21 protein-coding genes and 1 pseudogene are annotated in these 22,563 nt (G+C 46.2%); 7 read left to right on the plus strand and 15 right to left on the minus strand.

The window, feature by feature from the left end:
* Positions 1 to 19: 19 nt before the first annotated feature.
* The 6 genes from RBH91_RS21295 to sigY are packed head-to-tail and all read right to left on the minus strand — an operon-like array spanning position 20 to position 2,964.
* Positions 20 to 796 (minus strand): ABC transporter permease, encoded by a 777-nt coding sequence (locus tag RBH91_RS21295; protein ID WP_307892860.1) that lies wholly within the window; start codon positions 794 to 796, stop codon positions 20 to 22.
* On the minus strand, positions 793 to 1,680 hold the full coding sequence (locus RBH91_RS21300; RefSeq protein WP_307894818.1) for an ABC transporter ATP-binding protein: 888 nt from the start codon (positions 1,678 to 1,680) through the stop codon (positions 793 to 795). Before RBH91_RS21300 ends, RBH91_RS21295 begins: the two co-directional genes overlap by 4 nt.
* Complete coding sequence (locus tag RBH91_RS21305) at positions 1,680 to 1,892, minus strand: PLD nuclease N-terminal domain-containing protein (protein ID WP_307892861.1); 213 nt, start codon at positions 1,890 to 1,892, stop codon at positions 1,680 to 1,682. Before RBH91_RS21305 ends, RBH91_RS21300 begins: the two co-directional genes overlap by 1 nt.
* Positions 1,892 to 2,107 (minus strand): transcriptional regulator, encoded by a 216-nt coding sequence (locus RBH91_RS21310; RefSeq protein WP_307892862.1) that lies wholly within the window; start codon positions 2,105 to 2,107, stop codon positions 1,892 to 1,894. Before RBH91_RS21310 ends, RBH91_RS21305 begins: the two co-directional genes overlap by 1 nt.
* On the minus strand, positions 2,108 to 2,434 hold the full coding sequence (locus RBH91_RS21315) for a YxlC family protein (protein ID WP_307892863.1): 327 nt from the start codon (positions 2,432 to 2,434) through the stop codon (positions 2,108 to 2,110).
* A complete protein-coding gene (gene sigY / locus RBH91_RS21320; RefSeq protein ID WP_307892864.1) occupies positions 2,431 to 2,964 on the minus strand; it encodes an RNA polymerase sigma factor SigY in 534 nt (177 codons plus the stop codon). The genes RBH91_RS21315 and sigY overlap by 4 nt, the downstream gene beginning before the upstream one ends.
* Positions 2,965 to 3,117: 153 nt before the next feature.
* On the opposite strand from sigY, the pseudogene RBH91_RS21325 reads away from it, so the two are divergent.
* A pseudogene (locus RBH91_RS21325) lies at positions 3,118 to 4,307 on the plus strand (MFS transporter).
* Here the strand turns inward: RBH91_RS21325 and RBH91_RS21330 are convergent.
* Positions 4,304 to 4,735, minus strand: a complete 432-nt coding sequence (locus RBH91_RS21330) for a hypothetical protein (RefSeq protein ID WP_076759662.1) — start codon at positions 4,733 to 4,735, stop codon at positions 4,304 to 4,306. The pseudogene RBH91_RS21325 and the gene RBH91_RS21330 overlap by 4 nt on opposite strands.
* Before the next feature lie 517 nt (positions 4,736 to 5,252).
* Entirely contained in the window at positions 5,253 to 6,818 is a 1,566-nt protein-coding gene (locus tag RBH91_RS21335; protein ID WP_307894820.1) for a catalase, read from the minus strand.
* A gap of 233 nt (positions 6,819 to 7,051) precedes the next feature.
* On the opposite strand from RBH91_RS21335, the gene katA reads away from it, so the two are divergent.
* The 4 genes from katA (at position 7,052) to RBH91_RS21355 (ending at position 11,562) form a co-directional block, all read left to right on the plus strand.
* Entirely contained in the window at positions 7,052 to 8,509 is a 1,458-nt protein-coding gene (gene katA, locus RBH91_RS21340; protein ID WP_307892865.1) for a catalase KatA, read from the plus strand.
* A 118-nt stretch (positions 8,510 to 8,627) separates the two neighbouring features.
* A complete protein-coding gene (locus tag RBH91_RS21345) occupies positions 8,628 to 9,044 on the plus strand; it encodes a Fur family transcriptional regulator (protein WP_076759671.1) in 417 nt (138 codons plus the stop codon).
* A gap of 7 nt (positions 9,045 to 9,051) precedes the next feature.
* Positions 9,052 to 9,996: a ferrochelatase gene (gene hemH, locus RBH91_RS21350; protein ID WP_307892866.1), complete on the plus strand. Its 945-nt coding sequence runs from the start codon at positions 9,052 to 9,054 to the stop codon at positions 9,994 to 9,996.
* A gap of 549 nt (positions 9,997 to 10,545) precedes the next feature.
* Positions 10,546 to 11,562: a pectate lyase family protein gene (locus tag RBH91_RS21355; protein WP_307892867.1), complete on the plus strand. Its 1,017-nt coding sequence runs from the start codon at positions 10,546 to 10,548 to the stop codon at positions 11,560 to 11,562.
* Between the two features lie 45 nt (positions 11,563 to 11,607).
* Here RBH91_RS21355 and RBH91_RS21360 read toward each other — a convergent pair whose 3' ends face one another.
* The 6 genes from RBH91_RS21360 to RBH91_RS21385 form a co-directional block, all read right to left on the minus strand.
* Positions 11,608 to 12,450 carry an NAD(P)H-hydrate dehydratase gene (locus tag RBH91_RS21360; RefSeq protein WP_307892868.1) on the minus strand — a complete coding sequence of 281 codons (843 nt, stop codon included), beginning with the start codon at positions 12,448 to 12,450 and terminating at the stop codon, positions 11,608 to 11,610.
* A 150-nt stretch (positions 12,451 to 12,600) separates the two neighbouring features.
* Entirely contained in the window at positions 12,601 to 14,349 is a 1,749-nt protein-coding gene (gene cydC, locus RBH91_RS21365; protein ID WP_307892869.1) for a thiol reductant ABC exporter subunit CydC, read from the minus strand.
* Positions 14,346 to 16,070: a thiol reductant ABC exporter subunit CydD gene (gene cydD / locus RBH91_RS21370; RefSeq protein WP_307892870.1), complete on the minus strand. Its 1,725-nt coding sequence runs from the start codon at positions 16,068 to 16,070 to the stop codon at positions 14,346 to 14,348. Before cydD ends, cydC begins: the two co-directional genes overlap by 4 nt.
* Positions 16,070 to 17,086 (minus strand): cytochrome d ubiquinol oxidase subunit II, encoded by a 1,017-nt coding sequence (cydB, locus tag RBH91_RS21375; protein WP_307892871.1) that lies wholly within the window; start codon positions 17,084 to 17,086, stop codon positions 16,070 to 16,072. Before cydB ends, cydD begins: the two co-directional genes overlap by 1 nt.
* Entirely contained in the window at positions 17,073 to 18,479 is a 1,407-nt protein-coding gene (locus RBH91_RS21380; RefSeq protein ID WP_307892872.1) for a cytochrome ubiquinol oxidase subunit I, read from the minus strand. The genes cydB and RBH91_RS21380 overlap by 14 nt, the downstream gene beginning before the upstream one ends.
* A gap of 394 nt (positions 18,480 to 18,873) precedes the next feature.
* On the minus strand, positions 18,874 to 19,743 hold the full coding sequence (locus RBH91_RS21385; protein WP_307892873.1) for a fructosamine kinase family protein: 870 nt from the start codon (positions 19,741 to 19,743) through the stop codon (positions 18,874 to 18,876).
* 195 nt (positions 19,744 to 19,938) lie between these two features.
* Here RBH91_RS21385 and RBH91_RS21390 point away from each other — a divergent pair, with 195 nt between their 5' ends.
* Both RBH91_RS21390 and RBH91_RS21395 read left to right on the plus strand, forming a co-directional pair.
* Positions 19,939 to 20,727: a formate/nitrite transporter family protein gene (locus RBH91_RS21390; protein WP_307892874.1), complete on the plus strand. Its 789-nt coding sequence runs from the start codon at positions 19,939 to 19,941 to the stop codon at positions 20,725 to 20,727.
* A gap of 91 nt (positions 20,728 to 20,818) precedes the next feature.
* Positions 20,819 to 21,208 (plus strand): DUF1259 domain-containing protein, encoded by a 390-nt coding sequence (locus tag RBH91_RS21395; protein ID WP_076759702.1) that lies wholly within the window; start codon positions 20,819 to 20,821, stop codon positions 21,206 to 21,208.
* Between the two features lie 17 nt (positions 21,209 to 21,225).
* Here RBH91_RS21395 and RBH91_RS21400 read toward each other — a convergent pair whose 3' ends face one another.
* The gene (locus tag RBH91_RS21400; protein WP_076759706.1) at positions 21,226 to 22,557 is read right to left on the minus strand and encodes an NAD-dependent malic enzyme; all 1,332 of its coding nucleotides are present in this window, start codon (positions 22,555 to 22,557) and stop codon (positions 21,226 to 21,228) included.
* Positions 22,558 to 22,563 lie beyond the last annotated feature (6 nt).

Raw genomic sequence — 22,563 nt, forward strand, 5'->3', positions numbered from 1 at the left:
ACCGGGATGGCCCCGGCTGTCAGTAAGATTCATATCTTTTAAAAACAAAAGCGGTGCACATGAACAGAAGAAATACAATTCCCGCTGATGAAAACATCATCCAGGCGAAAGTACCATCCCATGAACCGTGCATGATAATATGGCTGGCTTGGCTTTTCGCTTTATCCGGCGTCCATTCTGTAAAGCGGGGAAACAGCGAGCCAGCCAATGAAACGGCGGCTATCAGAGTAATACTCCCTCCGGCAACCCCGCCGATATGGCGAAACAAAGCACTGAAAAAGAGCGTAACGGTCATAACAAACACAATCCATACACTGTACACCGATAAACTTAATAAAAACCGGTCAATTCCCACTTTGCCAAATAGAAGATTTGTATAATAGAAAGCCAGCCCGTAGCTGACCGTAAAAGACGCTAAAACGAGCAAGACCTGTGCAAGCCATTTACTACCGATATAATGAATCGGATTGACAGGCCGCGCCATTATCAATGAAAGAGAGCCATGGTTCCGTTCATTAACAATGCTTCCCATCACACTGAATACGAAAATGGCAGTGCCGACCGTTCCAAACTGGGAAAGTGTGCTTACCAACACCTCTTCACCGCCGGGCTTTGGAATATCGATGACCGCTCCATCAGGCAGGTTTCCGGCCATATCGATGATTTGGGGCATATAATAAAGGCTGATCGGCTGAATCAGACCGAGAAGTATCAAGACGACAGGCAGCCAAAGCAGTTTTCCATCCTTCCAGCTCTCCTTCCATTCCTTCTGAAATAAAATATAAAATGAATTCATAGCCCCATCACCTTCATATAAATATCTTCCAAAGACTGTGTTTTTTGTTCAAAATGAAGAATCGAAACGTTTCTTTTCAAGCATTCAGCCAATAATTCACGGCGGTAAGATCTGCCGGATAAATGAAACTCGGCTTGGTTGGGATGGTTAAACGTGAGCCTGCTGACATAAGAAAGATTTCCCAGCCATCCTTCAAGGCTTTCTTCGGCCGATAAAATAAAAGACGGCTTTTGATGCTGCTCTTTTAATCGAGCAAGCGGGCCGCTCCACCGGACAGCGCCTTCCTTCAGCATGACAATCTGATCACATACCTGTTCGGCGTCATATAGGACATGGGTCGAGAACAGAATCGTCATCTTCTTTTTTAACTCCTTCATCATATCGAGTACTTCACGTCTTCCAGACGGGTCCAGCGCAGAAACAGGCTCATCCAAAATCAGCAGCTCCGGCTCATGAATCATAGCCTGAGCCAGCCCGAGCCTTTGCTTCATTCCTCCTGAAAAACCGCCGATTTTCCGGTCTCCATACCTGCCGAGCCCGACATAGCGCAAAATAATCCGGCTCTTTTCCAAAGATTCGCGGCGTGTCAAATTGGAAAGCCTGCCGGCAAACAGCAAATATTCTTCCGCCGTCATCCATGAAAAGAAAGCAGGATGCTGGGGCAGATATCCGATTTGGCTCCGGTCTATCGTTTCCCGGCCTAAAAACTGTATCCTTCCTGACGTTGGGGTCAATAAACCGGACAGCATTTGCAGTGTTGTTGTTTTCCCGGCCCCGTTAGGCCCGAGCAGTGCGGCACATTGATGATGGCTGAGATCGAAGCTCAGATTTTGAACGGCTTTTTGCTGCTGATAAATTTTTGTTAATCCTTTGACGGACAGCATCACATGTGCTCCCTCCCATATGTTTTTTTACCGATGACAAAGTACGAAATGGGGCCGATGAAACTGATGCCTGCAATAATCAGGACCCACAGCCACTTGGGGCCATTTGTTTCCTCCTGCCTGAGGCAATTCACCAATGCGGAAACGACAAGGATCAGATATAACACGATCAAAGGGGCAATCAGTGCCCAAGGTATTTCAGATACAGCCATTACGGCATCCTCCTTTTCTTATGAAAAGGTCTGACGACAAATAAATAATAGAATAATAAAGGCATCGGAGTTTGAATAAGGCCCCAAATCCCCCAAAACCAGGCATTGCTTCCCTTTTTCTTGGCATCGAGAAAAAGGAGAATGCTTTGAGTGAATAGAAACGGCGAAATCAACAGCAGAGCAAGCAATTTTTCTGGAGTCGTTTCAAGGTTCATCTAATCAGCCTCCCCCTCAACCGTCCGGCGCCGTTTTTTTTCAAATAAGGCAAGCACAGGAAGAATAACAACCGCCGCACCTTGAACCGTTAAAAATATAGCTGGAACTCGAATTGAAATAGCGATATAAACGGATAAAATCACGAATGCCAAAACAATAAAGCAAAGCAATTCCTTCTGAATCGCCCGTTTGCGCTCTTTTTTAAAGCGGGCTAAACGCTGATCCAGCTCTAATTGATGGGGAACAGCAGGCTCAAAGATGTCATCTATTTTTTTCAGCTCTTCCTTCAAATGAGAAATCGTCTCTTTTTCATCTCGTTCATTCACTGATCCCACTCCTTTCGAATTTTTTTTAATCCGTGATGAACACGGGATTTGACAGTTCCCTCTTTTATTTTCAGCATCCTTGCCACTTCAGGATATGTAAACCCGTAGTAATGCCTTAATAGGATCGGCATTCTAAACTCCGGCTCAAGCGCTGCGAACAACTCCAAATATTCGCTCCACTCATATCCTTGAAGTGAAGTTTCCCATTTCATTTTTCGAAAGGCTTCCTCTCCGGCTGCCTGCGTCTTGCGGTTTTCACGTTTTGTCTTACGCTGGTGGTCGATAAATAACCGGGAAGCAATCGAAATCAGCCAAGTCAAAAATTTGGCATTTCCCTGAAATTGCTGAAGGCTGATATACGCTTTCAGCATCGTCTCTTGAACCAAATCCTCTGTCAGATCAGGATGGAGCGTTAATTTCAGCACATATTGATATAAAAAGGGGTAATTTAGCTGAAATAGTTTTGTAAAGGCGGCATCTTCACCGTTTTTTGCTAGCTTGATAAGTTCTTTTTCATCTGTCTGATCCACTGAAATGTCACCCCCCCTTTCTTTTGTCTCTGTTTATAAGACGACAGCCGCCGGCAAACCGTTCAAATCTATTCTGATAAGATAAAAAATGATCTTGTTTCACATTCGGCATTTATGGTGTACTTGAAACTGAAGGGATGTGACTTAAAGGGGATGGAGTTACGGGAAAAACTTGTTCATGAAGAAAATCAAATTTTAAAAAAGATCATGTGATTTTTTGGGGTGCCGTCTTTTGTTTCTGGTTTGCTACAGACAGCATCGGCTTTTCCTACTCAGCGATAGGAATCGTACTGGGGAGCTACGGCGTCACGCAGATTTTACTGCGGTTTCCGTTCAGTATCCTGTCAGATGTCCTTTCTCCGCTTAGAAAACAGCTGTTGATCAGCGGTTTTGCTATGTCCCTGTTGAGGCTGCTTCATATTTCTGTTTTTCGATTCGTTCATCATGGTGGTCACGGCCAGACTGCTTGCCGGTATGACTGCTGCAATGTGGGTGATGGCAACCGTTTTATACTCGCAGCATTTTACAAAAGATCAGTCGTCAAAAGCGATGGGCATTCTGCAGTTTTTAACGGTTTTCCCCCCATTTCTCAGCATGGCTGTCAGCGGATACCTCGTCCATATGTTCGGCTGGATGTTTCCGTTTTGGATCGGGGTTGCCGTATCATGCATAGGACTTGTTCTGTCATTTTACATTAAAGATTATGGACCCCGCCAGACGGCCAAGGGGATGGCTCTATCAGACTACGTCAAACAGACTTGGCGTCTCCATGATTTAAAAGCGCTTACAACACTATCATTTATAGCCCGCCGTGTGTTATTTATGACCGTGTTCGGCTTCACACCGATTTACGCGGAGACGGTCGGAATCGATGAGAAACAGCTGATTTGGGTCATGTGCGCTTTTTTTGTTCCGCAAACACTGGCATCCGTGTGGTGCATCTTTTACAAAGTAAAGGCCGCCGATGTACTGATATGGATATCTTATGTGGTAACAGCCATTTTTCTTTGCTTGCTGCCGTTTGCCGAGACGTATGTCTGATCCACGCTGTGACAGGACTGACATTGGGATTTATTTTTCCGCTATTGGTCAGCAAAGTCGTTCAGCTTGGCACGCCTCAGCTCAAAATGTCTGTGATGGGTTTCTATCAATCTTTTTATGTGCTTGGTTTTTTTCTTGGCCCGATTGCGGCGGGAAAGGCGGCAGAACAATTCGGACTTCGCGAGGTGTTTTGGTTTGCAGGCGCTCTGTCATTGGCGGCGGCCGGGGTCATGTTTTTCAAAGCAGTTTGCGAATCGAGGAAAAAGCAGGCGGGGATGATGCCTGCTTTTCGCTTTTCTTAATAATAGATTTTAGCAGAACCGGCCGGGTACCAATTGCCGTTCTGCGCTTTTGCCCATCCGTAAACGATACCGCCTGTTTCGATCTTGTCTTTAATCAGCTCAAGCCTTTCACTCGATTTTGCCTCATGCCTGCTTCCCGTCTTCGCTGCTATTTTCACAGATAAAATATTGTCCTTCAATGTATCAGGCTCTTCATCAGTGCTTGTCCAGGCGACCCTTTCATAATAAGTCTGATTAAATGGACTTTCCAATCCTTTAATATAAAAGTAGACTGTTTTGCCGGTCACCTTCACATCTGTATATGCCGTGCTGAAGGGATGAATCGATTCTTGAGAAGCTGACTTTCCGTGTGCCAAAACAGAAGCTCCGCCGACTCCGAGAAGCAACATTCCCATCATTAAAACACCGACCGCTAATTTTTTTAACATCAAAACGCCTCCCTTTTGTTTCAATCACATGTTTAATTTTACCATTATATCCATTTGTTTCATTGTTGTATTTTTGTCTTTTTATTGAAATCAATCAAATCTTGAATGTTGTTACCTCATCTGTATCGTAAATACGAGGTGACCTTTCATGTTGAAAAACAGTTTTTCGTACAGCAAAATGAAAATTCATTCTACTCATTTTTTTCACTCGGTTTTATTAGGGGCGGGAAAGGTGGCGGAATCATTCGACTTCGCGAGTTGTTTTGCTTTGTTGGCGCTTTGTTATTGAAGGCGGTCGGGGGGAGGTTTTTTTAAGCAGTTTGTATTTAAGGATCGGTGCCTTGTCGGATAAAGTAAAATGAACAATAGATTCTGCAAGGCAATTTTACTTCTGATGAAACTGGTTTTATTCGATGTATATTAAAATCGTTAAGAAACCAAGTGATGATTAACAATCTTTTGTCTCTCCAGATCTCGCTGCCAGAGCTTATTTAATTCAAAAAAGAAAAAGATCCCTTTAATAAGGATCTTCACGATGCCCTTTTTCCTCCGCTTGCTTTGGTGCATCTTCAGCACCTTCCGCTCCGATCGGCTCCCTGCTGGATGTATTTTGGCTTGAAGCGTGCTTCAAGTCTTCCTCTACCTTGCTTCCATATTCCGCATCACATTGCTTCAGCATATCAATCATTTTCGTTTGAATTCTTTGATCACATGGGGCAAGTGTATTGACCAGGTTTGTGATCAGCTCTTCTTTTTCCCAATCATCTAAATGCCTGTAGGTATCTCCCGCCTGCTTAAAATTATTCTGCCTGTCGATGCTCTCTCGGACCAAATGTCCTTCTACATGCGGTGTGTACTCTTTACCGTCCTGGTTTGCTTCTTTTAGTCCGTTGATTGTCGAAGGCTCATAGTTTATATGCGGGCTTTGATCTTTCCCCAAGTCTACTTTGTATTGCATCTGCCCTCCCCGCTGATTGGTTGCCACTCTTTTTTTCGGAGCATTGATCGGCAGCTGCAGATAATTGGCCCCTACTCTGTAGCGCTGTGTATCCGAGTAGGAAAAGGTTCTCCCTTGAAGCATTTTGTCATCAGAAAAATCGAGCCCGTCCACAAGCACGCCTGTCCCGAACGCGGCCTGTTCCACTTCTGTAAAATAGTCTTCAGGGTTTTTATTCAACACCATTTTGCCGACAGGAAGCCATGGAAATTGATCCTCAGGCCAAAGTTTTGTGTCATCAAGCGGATCAAAATCAAGCTCAGGATGTTCGTCATCGCTCATGATTTGAACGAATAGCTCCCACTCCGGGTAGTCTCCGCGCTCAATCGCTTCATACAAATCTTGTGTTGCATGATTGAAATTTTTCGCCTGGATCTCTTCCGCTTCTTTTTGCGTCAAATTTTTAATGCCCTGTTTCGGCTCCCAGTGGTATTTCACAAGAACGGCTTCTCCTTCTTTATTCACCCACTTGTATGTATTCACGCCAGACCCCTGCATCTGCCGGTAATTGGCCGGGATGCCCCAAGGCGAAAATAAAAAGGTAATCATATGCATGGCTTCCGGGGTATTTGAGATAAAATCGAAGATCCTTTCACCATCCTGCAAATTTGTAACAGGATCAGGCTTAAACGCATGGATCAAATCAGGAAACTTTACGGCATCGCGGATAAAGAAGATCTTCAGATTATTTCCGACCAGATCCCAGTTTCCGTCCTCAGTGTAAAATTTGACCGCGAATCCGCGCGGGTCGCGGAGGGTTTCCGGTGAAGAAATCCCGTGTGTGACCGTCGAAAAACGGACAAACACAGGTGTTTTTTTGCCTTTTTCTTGAAACAGCTTTGCCCTCGTATACTTTGAAACCGGTTCATCACCGGCTGTCCCATAAGCCTCAAAATATCCGTGCGCACCGGCTCCCCGCGCATGAACGACCCGTTCCGGAACCCTTTCCCTGTCAAAATGGCTGATCTTTTCTAGAAAATCATAGTTCTCCAATGTTGAAGGGCCCCTATTGCCTACGGTTCTGATATTTTGATTGTTTGTAATCGGATGTCCCTGGCGATTTGTCAACGTGTCATCTGTTTCCATATCGGACTTTTGCTGATTTGTGTTGTGTTCCACTTGTTACACTCCTTTATTTGGAATAATCATTAATTTAACCCAATCTAAAAAAGTTATTCAGCATAATAACAGTGAGCTGATCAATGTTCAAAACAACGATAATGAATTTTTATTTATAATTATTATAAATAAATATTGTTTTTTTCTTGAGAAGTGTTATCATTATTTTGTAATTAAATTTTACGCGAGGTGATCCTTTAATGACGACAAATCAAAACAACCTGACAACCAGCTGGGGCGCTCCGGTTGGAGACAACCAAAATTCAATGACAGCAGGTTCACGGGGGCCGACTCTTATTCAGGACGTCCACCTTCTTGAAAAACTTGCCCATTTCAACAGAGAGCGCGTACCTGAACGGGTTGTTCATGCAAAAGGCGCCGGTGCACACGGTTATTTTGAAGTGACAAATGATGTTTCAACATATACTAAAGCTAATTTTTTATCAGAAGTAGGAAAACGCACACCTTTGTTTGTTCGTTTTTCAACTGTCGCAGGTGAAAATGGTTCAGCAGATTCTGTTCGCGACCCGCGCGGATTCGCTGTTAAATTTTACACAGAAGAAGGGAACTATGATCTTGTCGGAAACAACACACCGGTGTTTTTTATCCGCGATGCGATTAAATTCCCCGACTTCATTCATACACAAAAACGCCATCCGGTCACACATTTAAAAAATCCGGATGCTGTTTGGGATTTCTGGTCATTATCTCCTGAATCCCTGCATCAAGTGACCATCCTGATGTCCGACCGAGGGATTCCAGCCACTTACCGGCATATGCACGGCTTCGGAAGCCACACATTCAAATGGGTCAATGCCGAAGGCGAAGGCGTTTGGATTAAATATCACTTCAAAACAGAACAAGGCATTAAAAATCTGACTGAGGAAGTCGGTACAAAGATTGCAGGTGAAAATCCTGATTATCATACGCAGGATTTATTCGAAGCAATTGAAAAAGGGGACTTCCCGGCATGGAAGCTGTATGTTCAGATTATGCCGTTGGAAGATGCGGATACTTACCGTTTTGATCCATTTGATGTCACGAAAGTATGGTCGCAAAAAGATTATCCGCTGATTGAAGTCGGCCGTATGGTGCTCAACCGGAATCCGGAAAACTATTTTGCAGAAGTAGAGCAGGCAACGTTCTCTCCTGGAACATTAGTGCCGGGAATCGAACCTTCACCTGATAAAATGCTTCAGGGACGCCTGTTTGCATATGCGGATGCACATCGCTACCGCGTAGGAGCAAACCACAACAGCCTGCCTATCAACCGTCCGAAGGCTGAGGTTCATAACTATCAGCGCGACGGACAAATGCGCTTTGACAACAATGGCGGCGGTTCTGTCTATTATGAACCGAACAGCTTCGGAGGACCGGCTGAATCACCTGAAAATAAAACAACGGCTTATCCGGTATCAGGGGCGGCTGACAGCTCAGCTTACGACCAAAACGATCACTATACGCAGGCAGGCGATTTATACCGCCTCTTAAGCGAAGAAGAGCGCACACGCCTTGTCAGCAATATCGTAGGTTCGATGAAACAAGTAACAAAAGACGACATTAAGCTTCGCCAGATTCAGCATTTTTATCAAGCAGATCCTGAGTATGGCAAACGCGTTGCAGACGGACTGAATTTATCCGTTCCGCAAGAAGTTTAATTAGATATTTAACATTTGACGCTTATTCTCAGTTATATTCTCATTTTCTCATAACAGGCACCCGTCATTTTTAAAACGGGTGCCTGCCCTTAATCTAGAATGGCAGGGGATGTTACGTGTGGAAGAAGAGCAGCTCGTTCCATTATTAAAAAAAAGCGGCTTGCGGGTAACGGCTCAACGGGTGCTGATTTTAAAAACAATCATTTCTTTGAATGGCCACCCCTCGGCGGAAGATATTCATCGTGAACTGCCATACATGAGTCTGCCGACGATATACAGCAATCTGAAGTTATTTGTGAAGCTAGGCATTTTAAACGAACTGCCTTATGGAGACGGTAAAAGCAAGTATGAAATGTTTAAAACACAGCATTATCATGTCATCTGTAAATCATGCGGAAAGATGGTTGATTTAGAGTATCCTCACCTCAAAGAGGTTGAGCATGCAGCCGCTCAAATAACGCATTTTAAGGTTAACACGCATTATTTAGGGATTTACGGAGTCTGTACGACATGTCAAGATTTGCAGCAGAGGTGAAGAACAAATGGAACGAAAAAAAATAGGCTTGCTCGTCATGGCCTATGGAACCCCTTATCAAGAGGAAGATATCATTCCGTATTACACGCATATCCGTCATGGAAAAAGGCCGTCCGATGACATGATTGACGATTTAAAAAACCGCTACAAGCATATCGGCGGGATCTCTCCGCTTGCCAAAATTACGCTGGCTCAGGCCAAAAAACTGGAAGAAGCCTTAAACTCGCGGCAAAACAAAGTGGAATATGTCATGTATCTCGGTTTAAAACACATATCCCCTTTTATCGAAGATGCGGTTGAACAAATGAAGCGGGATCAAATGGAAGAAGCCGTTTCCATCGTCCTAGCCCCCCACTACTCTACCTTTAGCACCGAAGTCTACAATCGCCGCGCCCAAAAGGCCGCAGAAGAAATCGGCGGACCGCGGATCATATCAATTGATGAGTGGCACCAGGAAGACGGCTTTATTCGTTATTGGACAGAAGAAATCAGCCGGATTCTGAAGCAAATGTCTGAAGATGAATTGAAAGAAACGGTTGTCGTTTGTTCAGCCCACAGCTTGCCGGAAAAGATCAAGGAACACGGTGATCCCTATCCCGAGCAGCTTGAGGAAACAGCAAAACAGATCGCGGAACATCTGTCATTTGACCAGGTTGCTGTCGGCTGGCAAAGCGAAGGCAACACGACTGACCCTTGGCTCGGTCCTGATGTACAGGATCTAACACGAGAACTTTATCAGAAAGGCTTCCGGTCATTCGTTTATGCCCCAGTCGGATTCGTGTCTGACCACTTGGAAGTTCTTTATGATAATGACTATGAATGTAAAGTGATCACGGACGAGCTGGGCGCCCATTATTACCGTCCGCCAATGCCGAACACGGACCCGCGGTTTATTGATATGCTTGCCGGCGTTGTCCTGCAAAAAACCCCGGCAAAAACGAAGCTGGTTTAATACAGCCGCTGCAAAATGATGAAGGCCCATCTCGGATATACAAGAGCAGAAGGAGAAGCCGTCACAATGATAGCTTCTGCCTTCCCGCTTTTTCTACGCATATCCTGCTTAAAGTGCTGCCGCGAAAACCACCATCTCAGTCATCACTGACATTACCGAATGGCTGCCAACCATCCTCAAGGCCACCGATCCCCCTTCAATTTTAAAGATTGACTTATGAATCCCCTGAAAAACAAAAAAGCCAATAACCATTTTCCAGACATGAATTTGTTGAATGTTCACTTCGATAGATTCTTTTTTTGCAGATTGATAAGACAAAAGATCTTGATGGTCATGCGCTTCTCCTCATATTTATGCCATTTGTCATAATCATCAGCTTACACCCGCTTCCAACTTACCTCATGATTATTCAGATAATTCAGTTTTCTGTGCTATGATCTCCCTAATTCCAATAAAAGGGAGGTATGAGGATGTCCATTCTACACCGTCCACCTTAATTGTAAGCGCTTCCTTTACGGTCATAAAAAACGAAAAAATAGGAGGAAAACAATGAAGAAAATCATAAGTCTCATGTTTATCTTTGTATTAGGGGTTATCGGAGCGTTAACACCAGCGGTATCTGCAGAAGCCGCTGCTTCTGCCAAGGTCAGTCCGCTGGCCGACTTCGGCTTGAAAGGCTTCGCTTCTTTAAACGGAGGAACCACCGGCGGAGAAGGCGGACAGACGGTGACCGTGACAACAGGAGACCAGATCATCGCAGCATTAAAGAATAAAAATTCAAATACGCCTTTAAAAATTTATGTCAATGGTACAATTACAACCTCCAATACATCAGCATCAAAAATTGACATCAAAGATGTTTCAGATGTGTCGATTGTCGGCTCTGGAACAAAAGGCGAATTCAAGGGCATCGGCATTAAAGTGTGGCGCGCAGAAAACGTCATCATCCGCAACTTAAAAATTCATGAAGTCGCATCAGGCGATAAAGATGCGATCAGCATCGAAGGGCCTTCCAGTAATATTTGGGTCGATCATAATGAACTGTATCACAGCTTGAATGTAGATAAAGATCACTATGACGGATTATTCGATGTCAAAAAAGACGCGAAATACATTACATTCTCCTGGAACTATGCCCATGACGCATGGAAATCCATGCTGATGGGGTCATCAGACAGCGATAATAACAATCGGACCATTACGTTCCACCACAATTGGTTTGAAAATCTGAATTCCCGCGTTCCCGCATTCCGGTTCGGTGAAGGCCACCTTTACAACAACTATTACAGCAATATCATCGAAAGCGGTGTCAATTCGAGAATGGGGGCACGCCTCAAAATTGAAAACAACCTCTTTGAAAACGCCAAAGATCCGATCGTTGCCTGGTACAGCAGTTCGCCCGGCTATTGGGACGTGTCCAACAACAAATTTGTCAACTCAACAGGCAGCATGCCGACTTCTTCAACAACAACCTACAATCCGCCGTACAGCTACTCACTCGATAATGTAGACAATGTCAAATCGATCGTCATGCAAAATGCCGGGGTCGGCAAAATCAATCCTTAAGTGGTGTCAGACGGAAACGCTCGGGATTTTCCGAGCGTTTCTTTTTTATACCTCATACTCTTTCCACACCCTTGGCAGCCATTCAGAAAGCTCATGGGCAAGCAGTGTATGAGCAGATCTCGTCTTCGTCCATTCATCCGCACAAGCGCCATGCAGATGGACGGCATTTAGCACCGCTTCTTTCGGATTCTCATGGCAGCAAAGCATTCCCAAAATCATCCCTGTTAACGTATCACCGGTTCCTCCCTTTGCCAGCGCACTGCCGCCAGTTTGATTTTTCCAGCACTCTCCGTCAGGAAATGCGGTGATCGTCTCATTTCCTTTCAGAATAATCGTGACGCCCAGTTGTGCCGCATATGTTTTAGCCAGTGAAATACGGTCTTTCTGAACATCTTGGACAGACAGGCCTGTGATTCTTGAAAACTCACCTGGATGCGGCGTCAGAATAGTGGGGGCTTTGCGAAGGGGATACGATCTTTTTGACAGAGCTCCCGCATCAAGGACAACCGGGCAGTCTTCCTCCAATACCCGTTCAACGGCTTGTTCAGTCGTTTGTGAAGGCGGGAGCCCCGGGCCTATTGCAATCGCGCGGTAATGTTCATCAAATCTGCCTGCGGCTGTCTTTTCTAAGCCGTCCCGCCAATATGTCGCTTCAGGGAGAACGGGAACGATCAGCGGAATAGCACTGCCGCTTGTGCCGATTACAAGCTTTCCAATGCCGCTGCGCATGGCGCCCATTCCGGCAAGAAGTGCTGCTCCAGGCATATCATTGCTCCCGGCAAATAAAAGACCTGTGCCGTATGTTCCTTTATGACTGTCATTCTCTCTTTTCGGCAATGCGGATTTTACACGTTCTTTCGTCCAAATCGGCAGACTTTCTTCAGCCATCTTCACTTCACACCTTTTAAACAAACGTTTAATTAAGTTCTATTGAATCATACTTTATACATCCTGCAAAATGTATAAGATCCCCCAAACATTTGCAGGAATAAAATGCGGAAGAGACAGCTTCACCATCTGAAGCTGTCTCCAAAATCTTCATGGAAGCCTTGCAACAGGTGCATCGAGCCGATAAAGCCGCTGATAACGCGGATTTTCATGCAAAAGCTGTTTATGGCTTCCTTCCATTTGAATCATTCCGTTTTCAAGAAAGAGAATTCGGTCGGCCGCTTCGGCCCCGGCCAAATGGTGTGTAATCCAAAGCACGGTCTTCCCTTTAAGCACTTGGAACATTGTCGCTAACAGATCCTTTTCCGTTTTGGGATCAAGGCCGACGGTAGGTTCGTCCAGAATAACGATCGGTGCATCCTGAAGGAGAATCCGCGCCAATGCCATTCGCTGGCGTTCCCCTCCCGAAAAACGAATGCCTGTTTCCTGGACGGAGGTGTTATAACCGTCAGAAAGCGATTCAATATAATCGTGAAGCTTTACCTGCCGCGCCGCCCAGTACACTTCATCATCACTCGCATCAGGATTGCCGAGGCGAATATTGTTTAACACCGTCGTGTCAAACAGATGCGGCTGCTGATTAAAAACGGCCACAACCCTGGAAATATGATGATGAAGGGATTCAGCCGCGATGCCGTTAAAAGAGACACTGCCTTGTGATGGAGACAGCGCGCCTTCGATCAAAGTCAAAATCGTCGATTTCCCCGCACCGCTCGGACCAAGCAGCGCAATTTTTTCTCCCTGCCTTAGCGTAAAAGTCACGCCGTTTAATACAGGCTGGCCTTGTTCATAGGAAAACGAAACATCTTCAAAGCGAAGTGTTACATCCTCCAAAGCGACCGCCTCGGCGCTTTCCGCCTGAGCAGCCAGCCCGTTCTCCCCCCGTTCCGGCTCAAGCTCTTCCATGCGCCGCAAAGAATCCTGATACTCCGGAATGGCCTCCGCCGCATCAGAGAGCGGAAAAAAGGCTTCAGTCAGCGGAAAAACAACAAGGACAAAGGCGGCAATAAACGTAGGGGCCAAACCACCTTCAGCGCTTTGTCCGCCGGCCCAAATCAGCATCATCAAAACGAGTCCGGCCGTGAGGCATTGCACGGTAAAATCCCTCCAGCGCGTAAACCGCCGGCGTCTCTTTTCGACCTCCAGCCACTTCTGTTCCTCCTCTTCATACACACGAATAAAGTCGTGTTGACGGCCGCTGAAAACCCAATCACTCACACCCATCACAGCGTCCGTCAGCTGACGGTACAGTCGGCTGCGGCCTCTTTTGAGCACAATGTTTTTCGCCCTTGTCACAAGCAGAGACACAAGCGGGACGAGAAAAACAAGAACAGCCGCATAGATTGCGATAAGTCCGGCAAAGGGCCAGGAAAAGAAGCCGAGCGCAAAGGTAAATGCAGCGTACAATAGCAGAGCCGACAGTCCGGGAAATACCGTTTTTAAATACATATCCTGCAAGTGTTCAATATCGTCCGCCAAAATGCCGAGCATATCGCCTGTACGAAAGCGCGAACGCAACGTCAAAGCCTGCGGCTCCAGCATCCGGTACAGCCGAACACGCATATCTGATAAAATCTTTAATATCATGTGATGGCCTGTCAGCCGTTCCACATATCGCGATACAGACCGTAAAATCCCAAATGTGCGGACGGCGACAATCGGCACATAGATCATTAACACGTTTTCCGGCCGGGTCGCGGCTTTGGAAATCAAATAGCCTGACGTAAACATCAGAGCAGCCGCGGAGCAAACTGTCAGTCCGCCGAGCAAAACCACAATGATAAACAGCTTCATATTTTTCTTTACATACGGCAGCACCCACCGGTCTTCTTTCTTCATGATGCACCCCCAAAAGACTGCGCCTGCACAAGATCGTAATAAACTCCGCGCTTTTCGATCAGTTCTTGATGTGTTCCGGTTTCAGCCACTTTCCCATCCTGGAGCACGATGATTTCATCCATATCAAGCATCCAGTGCAGCCGATGGGTCGCCATAAAGACAAGCTTGTCTTCAAACAGTTTCAGCATCGTTTGCTTAATCTCATATTCCGTTTCAATATCCAAGTGTGCGGTCGGCTCGTCTAACAGCAGAATCGGACGGTTTCCGAGAAAGGCCCGGGCAATAGCTGTCCGCTGGGCCTGTCCCCCGCTCAACGCCCTTCCTCCTTCGCCAATCCGTTCCTCAAGCCCTGAAGGAAGTTGTTCAATCAACTGTGCAAGCCCCGCGGCCTTTGCCGCCCGTTCAATTTCTTCAGGTGAAGCGCCGGGGTGATAAAAACGGATGTTGGCGCTTAATGTATCCGGAAAAATAAACGGATGCTGCGGAATATAAAGAAGCTGCCGCTGCCAGTTTTCCGCCTGCAGGTGTGTTCTTTCTGTGCCGCCGACTTCAATCACTCCGCTTTTCGTTTCTAAAAAACCGCCCAGCACATCGATAAGCGTTGACTTCCCGGCGCCGCTTTCACCAATGATGCCGATTTTTCTCTTCCCTTTAAAAGAAAGAGAAACATCGGTCAAAGAATGGCGATCCTCTTCATCATGCTGGACAGATACTTCTTTGAGTTTTATTTGATCCCTGTCTGACCATTCAGCAAGCTGAAGCGGGGTCTCTTCCTTAAATGAAGGAGCGGCAAGGATTTCCTTGATCGCCTTGCCTGCTTCCTGTCCGTTCAATGTGGCGTGGTAGTCATTGCCGACTTCGCGGACCGGAAGAAAAAATTCAGGAGCCAGGATCAGGACTGCAAGAGCAGGGCCGAGCATGATGTGCCCTTCAACAAGACCGAGGCCGAGAAAAACGGCCACCGTTGCCACGGAAAGCATCGTAAAAAAATCGAGGGCAAACGATGATAGAAAGGCGATCCTAAGCGTGCTCATCGTCGCCTTCCGATATCGTTCACTCACATGAAAGATATTGTTTGCGTGTGAACCGCTTAACCCTAAAAATTTCAATGTTTCCAACCCGCGCAGCGAGTCTGTGAAATGGTTGGAGAGCGTTTCATACGTCTTCCACTGGCGGTCTGCTTTTCTCTTCGCGGCATATCCGAGCAAAATCATAAAGGCAATTAAGATCGGCATCGTGACCATCAGTATGACGGCAGATGATCTGTCTTTGAAAAAAACATAGCCGACGACCGCCGCCGGAATAACGGCCATGCTGATCATTTTCGGAAGAAACAGCTCCAAGTAGCGGCGGAACTGGGCAATCCCCTCCATCGCAAGTGTGACCACGTGTCCGGTGCCTTCTTTCCTTGCCAGCCGCGGACCGGATTGAAAAAGCTTCTCGAGGAAGCTTTTTCGCATGTCGGCACCCGTTTTGGCGGCGTAGTCATAAACCGCCCGCTGCTTGACAAGCGTGATGGCATGACGGAGAAGGAACGCCGCCAAAAAGAAGATGACCAATAAATGAACAGAGGCGATTCGTTCGCCGTTGAAAAGGCGGGTCACCGCTTCGGCAAGCCACTCAGCCTGCATGATGATCGCGGCGCCCTGGACACAGGTCAATACAGTCAGCACCGCGAGAACTCGTTTCATTCCTTTATATTGAAAAAGATCTTTTCCCATTAATAAATCATTGGCTCCTTACTGCTGACCCGTTTCCGAAATACATAGTAGCTCCAGACTTGATAGCCCAGTACAAATGGAAGCAATGACAGCGCTACAATCGTCATGACCTTTAAAGAATAGTCGCCTGAAGAAGCATTGTAAACCGTTAAATCATATGCGCTTTTGACCGAGCTGATCATAACCCGCGGGAACAGCGCCGTGAAAATCGTCGCCACTGTGAGCGCGATCCCCGCTCCCGTCATGGCAAACGTCCAGCCATCGCGCTTTTGTTTCATAAATATAATGGAAAGCACATAGCAGACGACAATCAGAGCGGCAAGCGGTATCGTCACATGTCCGCGTCCTGTAAACAGATCCGTTTCAAAAATAGACAGTGCAACAAAAGCGACGAGCGCTGCCAAAACAGCAAATACGATTTTTTTAGCGAGCTGTCTTGCACGATCGCGCAAATCGGCTTCTGTTCTGAGTGTAATAAAGATCAACCCGTGCAAGAGACAAAGAAGCGTGACGGTGACTCCTCCAGTGACGGAATAGACATTGACGTAATCTGTAAAACCGGCGTGTAGATTCATCTCAGCATCAATCGGCATCCCCCGTAGAATACTGGTGAATAAAACTCCGAACAAAAACGGAGGCAGCAGGCTGCCGAAAAATACGACCCAATCCCATGTTTTTGTCCATTTAGCGGTCTCCACTTTCCCTCTAAACTCAAAAGCGACACCCCGTCCGATCAAGGCAAGCAGCACAAAGACGAAGGGGATGTAGTACCCGCTGAACATGGTTGCATACCAATTCGGAAACGCGGCAAAAATTGCGCCTCCGCCCGTCAGCAGCCAGACCTCGTTCGCATCCCAGAAGGGGCCGATCGTATTGATCATCACCCTCCGCTCAAGCTCATTGCGGCCGAGAAACCGGGTCGCCATGCCGACGCCAAAATCAAAACCTTCCAGAAAGAAAAAACCTACGAACAACACAGCGACTAATATGAACCAAAGCTCATTAAGAGATACCATGGTAAACCTCCTGATCAAACGGGTCTGTCGATACGGAATCCTCATGATGGTGATCATGATGTGCAGCCCCTTTTTTAATCTCGCGGATAAACAAGTAGACAAGGATGATTGCCAGTATGAGATAAATCGCAGTAAACGCGATGACCGAGAACAGCAGCATTCCCGCCGAAACGTTCGGTGAAACAGACTGCGCGGTCGTCAAAATGCCAAAGACCGTCCATGGCTGGCGTCCGATCTCAGTCATGATCCAGCCTGCCGTGTTTGCGATGAACGGAAACGCGATCAGAGCAACCATCCCCCGCAAAAACCACTTGCTTGTCTCAAGCTTTTTGCGGAAGCTGAGGATAAGACCTGTCAAAGCGGCAGCGATCATTAACATGCCTGCACCAGCCATAATCCTGAAGCTCCAGAACGTCGTTTTCACCGGAGGAATGTAGTTTCCTTCGCCATACTTTTCTTCATATTGTTTCTGCAAAGTTTTCATTCCAGGCACATCTCCGCTGAACTGTTTATACGCAAGATAGCTGAGTGCATAAGGAATGCTGAGTTCAGATTTGTTCTCCTGCTTGTCCGTATCAATATTGGCAAGCATCGTCCACGCAGCCGGATCACCGCTGTCATCCCAAAGCGCTTCACTTGCGGCCATTTTCATCGGCTGGCTTTTCATCAGATGCTGCGCCTGTTCATGTCCGCTGAATGCAACTCCGATACCGGAAACCAGCGCCACAACCATCGCAATCTGAAAAGATTTTTTAAAAAACAGCATTTCCTGTTTTTTCAGCATTTTGTATGCACTCACACCGGCAATAAAAAACGAACCGGTAGCCAGCGCGCCGAAAATCACGTGCGGAAATTCCACCCATAGCTGCGGATTCTTAATGATTGCAAAGAAGTCAGTCATTTCCGCACGGCCGTTTTTGATGGCAAAACCAACAGGTTCCTGCATAAATGAGTTGGCTGCCAAAATCCAAAACGCCGACAGAATTGTGCCCAGTGAAACAAGCCAGATGGACAGCAAGTGAATCTTTTTCGGAAGGCGGTCCCAGCCGAAAATCCACAGGCCGATAAAGGTCGATTCCATAAAGAAAGCCAAGAGAGCCTCAACAGCGAGCGGAGCCCCGAATACATCGCCGACAAAGCGGGAGTATTCCGACCAGTTCATCCCGAACTGAAATTCCTGCAAGATGCCGGTGACAACACCGACTGCAAAGTTAATTAAAAATAAGTGCCCCCAAAATTTAGCCATCGTCCTGTACATATCTTTTTTCTTCACAACATAAAGGGTCTCCATCAAAGCAACCATAAAGACAAGCCCGATGGACATCGGAACAAAAATAAAGTGAAAAATCGTCGTTGAAGCAAATTGAAATCTGGCTAAGATTAATTCGTTCATCCCCTGCTTCCTCCATTTCCATTGTTGATCACAGATCATGATAAATAAACTTGTTCAATACTTCACAAAATCATGAGGGACGACACTCGGAACTTCCCTCAGGTGTGATTGTTCAAAAAATAATCCAATAGACTTATAAATCAATCTTTGTACTTCTTATATAAGTAATTTACACCGTTTGTTTATAGAAAAAAAGATCTAATTACCTAAAATTTGGATCATTTTGTGGCCAAATATTGAAGAAAGTTTAAACTTTTTTTGACAACAAATAGGTTTTATTTACCATACCGACTTGCAAACCCATGTTTATCAACTAAAAAACACCCTATGAAGGGTGTCCTGAAGCTGTCACAAAATCGGTATCTTTTACCTGCACTTAGACGACATTCTGTTTTTAACCGATATACCGCTGTACAATTCTCTCAGCATGAACCAAATAGCTTTTTCCAAACGAATTCAAGTGCAAATAGATATAAAAAAGCTGATAGAGCGGCCATACTTCCCGGGTAAGGGGCTGACCCGACGCCTCTTCATAAGCGCGGTAAAACCGATCAGAAAAACCGCCGAATAAAGCGGTCATCGCCAGATCCATGCGATAATCCCCATATAAAACAGCCGGATCAATGAGGTATGGAGAGCCATCCTCCCCCGTCATCCAATTGCCTCCCCATAGATCACCGTGCAGAACAGATGCACGAGGGTCGTCCGGAAGCCAGCAGCCGGAGGCTTCAGCGAGCCGGATGTGGCGCTTTGCCTGCTGGTCGTTTAATAATCCTTTTTCCCGGGCGGCCATGATCTGCGGAAGCAGCCTTTGATCCCGATAGTAAGCCTGCCAGCTGTCATACACGCCGTTTTCCTGCTTACATGTGCCGATGTAATTGTCATATGCCAATCCGTAATAAGGCTTTTCCGTTCGATGCATGGCAGCGAGACGTCTTCCTAATTCTTCTTCCGATCCTGAAGACCGAATACTTTTGATATATGAAAGAACGAGGAAGCGCTCCGGAGCGCTCTTTTCATTATAGGCAATCACTTCCGGCACTTTCACAGCCCCTGTTTTCCTCAATTCTTGAAGTCCCATGGCTTCTTTTTCAAAAAAGTCGGAAGGCACACCCTTGTTTACTTTGACGAACAAATACGTTTCATCTGTTTCCACAAGAAAAGTGTGATTGATGTCGCCTCCGCCTACTTCTCTTACATGCCTGATCGAGAGACTGCGTCCGGCTGATTGCACCGCTTTTTCAATAACTGTTTTGATGTCCATTCTGTCACCCCCATTCACTTTATACAAAAATGCTGAAGAAATGAAAAGCGCTCGATGGGTTAGGCTTCCACAAAGCTTACATGATGGCCGTTCACATAAAAGTCATTAAATATGTGAAATACTTCACAATATCCTGATATACTTAAGTCGTATTAAAAAGACTTCTTAAGTAAACACTTGATGGTGGTGGTAAACATGGAAACTAAATCGCTTATTCTAGTTGAAGAGCTTGCTTTAAAAAAATACGGAATTTTCGTACAAAGCCGACTCCGTTACCTTTTGCGCTCTATACTGGCAAGTATGTTCATCGGATTCGGCGTGATCGTCGCATTTAAAACGGGGAACCTCTTTTATCTTGAGCAATCTCCTTTCACATATCCGATTGCAGCGATCACATTTGGGGGCGCCATTATATTGATTGTCTATGGCGGGGGAGATTTATTCACGGGAAACACGTTTTATTATACATTTGCAGCACTTCGCAAAAAAATGCGCTGGGCCGATGTCATCAAGATGTGGGGATTCAGCTATGCGGGAAACTTAATGGGCGCTGTCTTTTTTGCAGGCCTCATCTTTGCAACCGGCTTATTCAAGGATTCATCTTCCACCGGCTTTTTACTGAGTGTTGCGGAGCATAAAATTCATACGCCTACAATTGAATTGTTTTTTAAAGCGATTCTTTGTAACTGGCTTGTCTGTCTGGCGTTTTTTGTTCCGATGGCGCAAAAGGGAGACGGCGCGAAAATGTTCTCTATGATGCTGTTTGTTTTTACTTTCTTTATTTCCGGATATGAACACAGCATTGCGAACATGGCCACCTTTGCTGTCGCCTTAGTGACCGACCATCCTGATACCATTTCTTTGGCCGGCGCAATCCACAATATCATTCCGGTAACATTGGGAAATCTGGTCGGCGGCGCATTTATGATGGGCTTTATGTATAACTACGCGAACAAACCGGGCGGCGAAGAAATCATAAAATAACCGCATTGATGAACCTTCCATTTTTAAATCATCATGAAAAAATGATGCCATTCATAAAATCATGTGACAGTCAAAATGGAGGTTTTGCGGTATGCATCATTTTCAAACGATTTGCCGGCAGTTTGGACAAATTTTAAATGGGGAGCCCCACGTTGAAAACGGCGTTTGTTCCGTCAGCATTAAACGGCATTTAAATGTCAGGATTCAGGGAAGGCAGAGCCGTGGTGTCGGGATGGAAGAAATCATGTTTGAAGCGCTTGATCAAAACGGCATCGCCTTGAACATGGCGGAAATCGCCATATTGCAGGAAGAAATCCCGCTTTTCACAAAAAGGCTGGTTGATCAAGGCCTTATCATCAGCGCTTTGCATAACCATTGGATTTTCACTGAACCGAATCTTTTATACATTCATTTTCAATCTGTGGAGTCTCCGCTGACTTTTGCAAGAAAAACAGCTGCCGCCTTATCTGTGTTGCGATAAAGCAGCAGCTGTTTTCTTTATTCATTCATTTTTCCCATCTCAGACAGCGCAACTCTTTCCACTGCCTCAGCGACGATCTCATGAACGTCAGGATTCAGCGGATCAGGCACCAAGTCTCCTTGATTTGTACAAGAGGCTATCGCTTCGGCAGCGGCAACCAGCATCGGATGGCTGATTGAGTCCGCTCCAGCATTTAGCACACCTCTGAATATGCCCGGGAATCCAAGTACATTGTTGACGGACCGTCCGTCAGCGGCGTATGCGGCACCTGCCTTAAGCGCATCTTCAGGCTCAATCTCCGGTTTTGGATTGGAAAGAGCCAAAATCACCTGGCCTTCACGAACCCATTTTTTATTGATCAGTCCCGGAACACCGGTCGTTGCGATGATGATGTCACAGCTTTCCATCAACTCTTCAATGCTTTCAGCCGCATGGCCGCCGTAATTTTCTAAACGGGCCATCGCTTCCATTGATTTATCTGTTCCAACAACCCGTTTGACCCCGTAAGCCATAAACATCCGGCAGATGGCAACACCTGCAGCACCCAGTCCGATTTGACCGACATGCGCCTGCTTTAAGTCGACGCCGGCGCTCTCAGCGGCTGAGATCGCCGCTGCCAGCGTGACTACCGCAGTGCCATGCTGGTCATCATGCATCACCGGAATATTCAAGTCTTTTTTCAAGCGCTCCTCAATTTCAAAGCAATGCGGAGAACCGATATCTTCGAGAAGAATGCCGTTAAATCCGAGCGCAATGTTTTTGACCGTCTGCACAATGTCGTCAGGATCTTTCGTATCAAGCAGAATCGGCATCCCGCTGATGCCGGCCAGCTGGTCAAAAAGCGCCGCTTTTCCTTCCATAACAGGCATTCCGGCAACCGGCCCGATATCCCCCAGCCCAAGGATGGCCGTTCCATCTGTCACGATGGCCACCGTATTGCCGATACCGGTATAAATCTTTGCTTTTTGCGGTTCCTCTTTAATGATCTCACATACGTTTGCGACACCTGGAGTATAGACCCGTCTCAAGTCTGCCAATGAACGAATCGGCATTTTGCTCTTCATGTGGATTTTTCCGCCTTCATGCGCGGCAAGGACATCATCTGAAACGGTGTGAAGATGGATGCCTTCTTTTAAATTGCGGATCACATCAAGAATCTCAGTCAGCTGTTCTTCATGTTCAACTTGAACGGTGATGTTACGCATTGTATAATTCGGCCCGACCTTGATCGTTTCAACTTCCCCGATATCACCGCCGGCAAGGCCGATCGCAGTTGTCACTTTTCCAAGGTTTCCGGGTGCTGAAGGGATCTCCAGCATCAAATTTCGAATAATATTATTGCCATTCATAATAGA

The sequence above is a fragment of the Bacillus swezeyi genome (genome assembly GCF_030908325.1).
In the GTDB taxonomy this organism is placed as follows: domain Bacteria; phylum Bacillota; class Bacilli; order Bacillales; family Bacillaceae; genus Bacillus; species Bacillus swezeyi.

Bases quoted from the DNA above. Each gene is read 5' to 3' on its own strand.
- RBH91_RS21295 (WP_307892860.1), bottom strand. From the start codon at position 796: ATGAATTCATTTTATATTTTATTTCAGAAGGAATGGAAGGAGAGCTGG.
- RBH91_RS21300 (WP_307894818.1), bottom strand. From the start codon at position 1,680: ATGCTGTCCGTCAAAGGATTAACAAAAATTTATCAGCAGCAAAAAGCC.
- RBH91_RS21305 (WP_307892861.1), bottom strand. From the start codon at position 1,892: ATGGCTGTATCTGAAATACCTTGGGCACTGATTGCCCCTTTGATCGTG.
- RBH91_RS21310 (WP_307892862.1), bottom strand. From the start codon at position 2,107: ATGAACCTTGAAACGACTCCAGAAAAATTGCTTGCTCTGCTGTTGATT.
- RBH91_RS21330 (WP_076759662.1), bottom strand. From the start codon at position 4,735: ATGTTAAAAAAATTAGCGGTCGGTGTTTTAATGATGGGAATGTTGCTT.
- RBH91_RS21335 (WP_307894820.1), bottom strand. From the start codon at position 6,818: ATGGAAACAGATGACACGTTGACAAATCGCCAGGGACATCCGATTACA.
- katA (WP_307892865.1), top strand. From the start codon at position 7,052: ATGACGACAAATCAAAACAACCTGACAACCAGCTGGGGCGCTCCGGTT.
- hemH (WP_307892866.1), top strand. From the start codon at position 9,052: ATGGAACGAAAAAAAATAGGCTTGCTCGTCATGGCCTATGGAACCCCT.
- RBH91_RS21355 (WP_307892867.1), top strand. From the start codon at position 10,546: ATGAAGAAAATCATAAGTCTCATGTTTATCTTTGTATTAGGGGTTATC.
- RBH91_RS21360 (WP_307892868.1), bottom strand. From the start codon at position 12,450: ATGGCTGAAGAAAGTCTGCCGATTTGGACGAAAGAACGTGTAAAATCC.
- cydC (WP_307892869.1), bottom strand. From the start codon at position 14,349: ATGAAGAAAGAAGACCGGTGGGTGCTGCCGTATGTAAAGAAAAATATG.
- cydD (WP_307892870.1), bottom strand. From the start codon at position 16,070: ATGGGAAAAGATCTTTTTCAATATAAAGGAATGAAACGAGTTCTCGCG.
- cydB (WP_307892871.1), bottom strand. From the start codon at position 17,086: ATGGTATCTCTTAATGAGCTTTGGTTCATATTAGTCGCTGTGTTGTTC.
- RBH91_RS21380 (WP_307892872.1), bottom strand. From the start codon at position 18,479: ATGAACGAATTAATCTTAGCCAGATTTCAATTTGCTTCAACGACGATT.
- RBH91_RS21385 (WP_307892873.1), bottom strand. From the start codon at position 19,743: ATGGACATCAAAACAGTTATTGAAAAAGCGGTGCAATCAGCCGGACGC.
- RBH91_RS21390 (WP_307892874.1), top strand. From the start codon at position 19,939: ATGGAAACTAAATCGCTTATTCTAGTTGAAGAGCTTGCTTTAAAAAAA.
- RBH91_RS21395 (WP_076759702.1), top strand. From the start codon at position 20,819: ATGCATCATTTTCAAACGATTTGCCGGCAGTTTGGACAAATTTTAAAT.
- RBH91_RS21400 (WP_076759706.1), bottom strand. From the start codon at position 22,557: ATGAATGGCAATAATATTATTCGAAATTTGATGCTGGAGATCCCTTCA.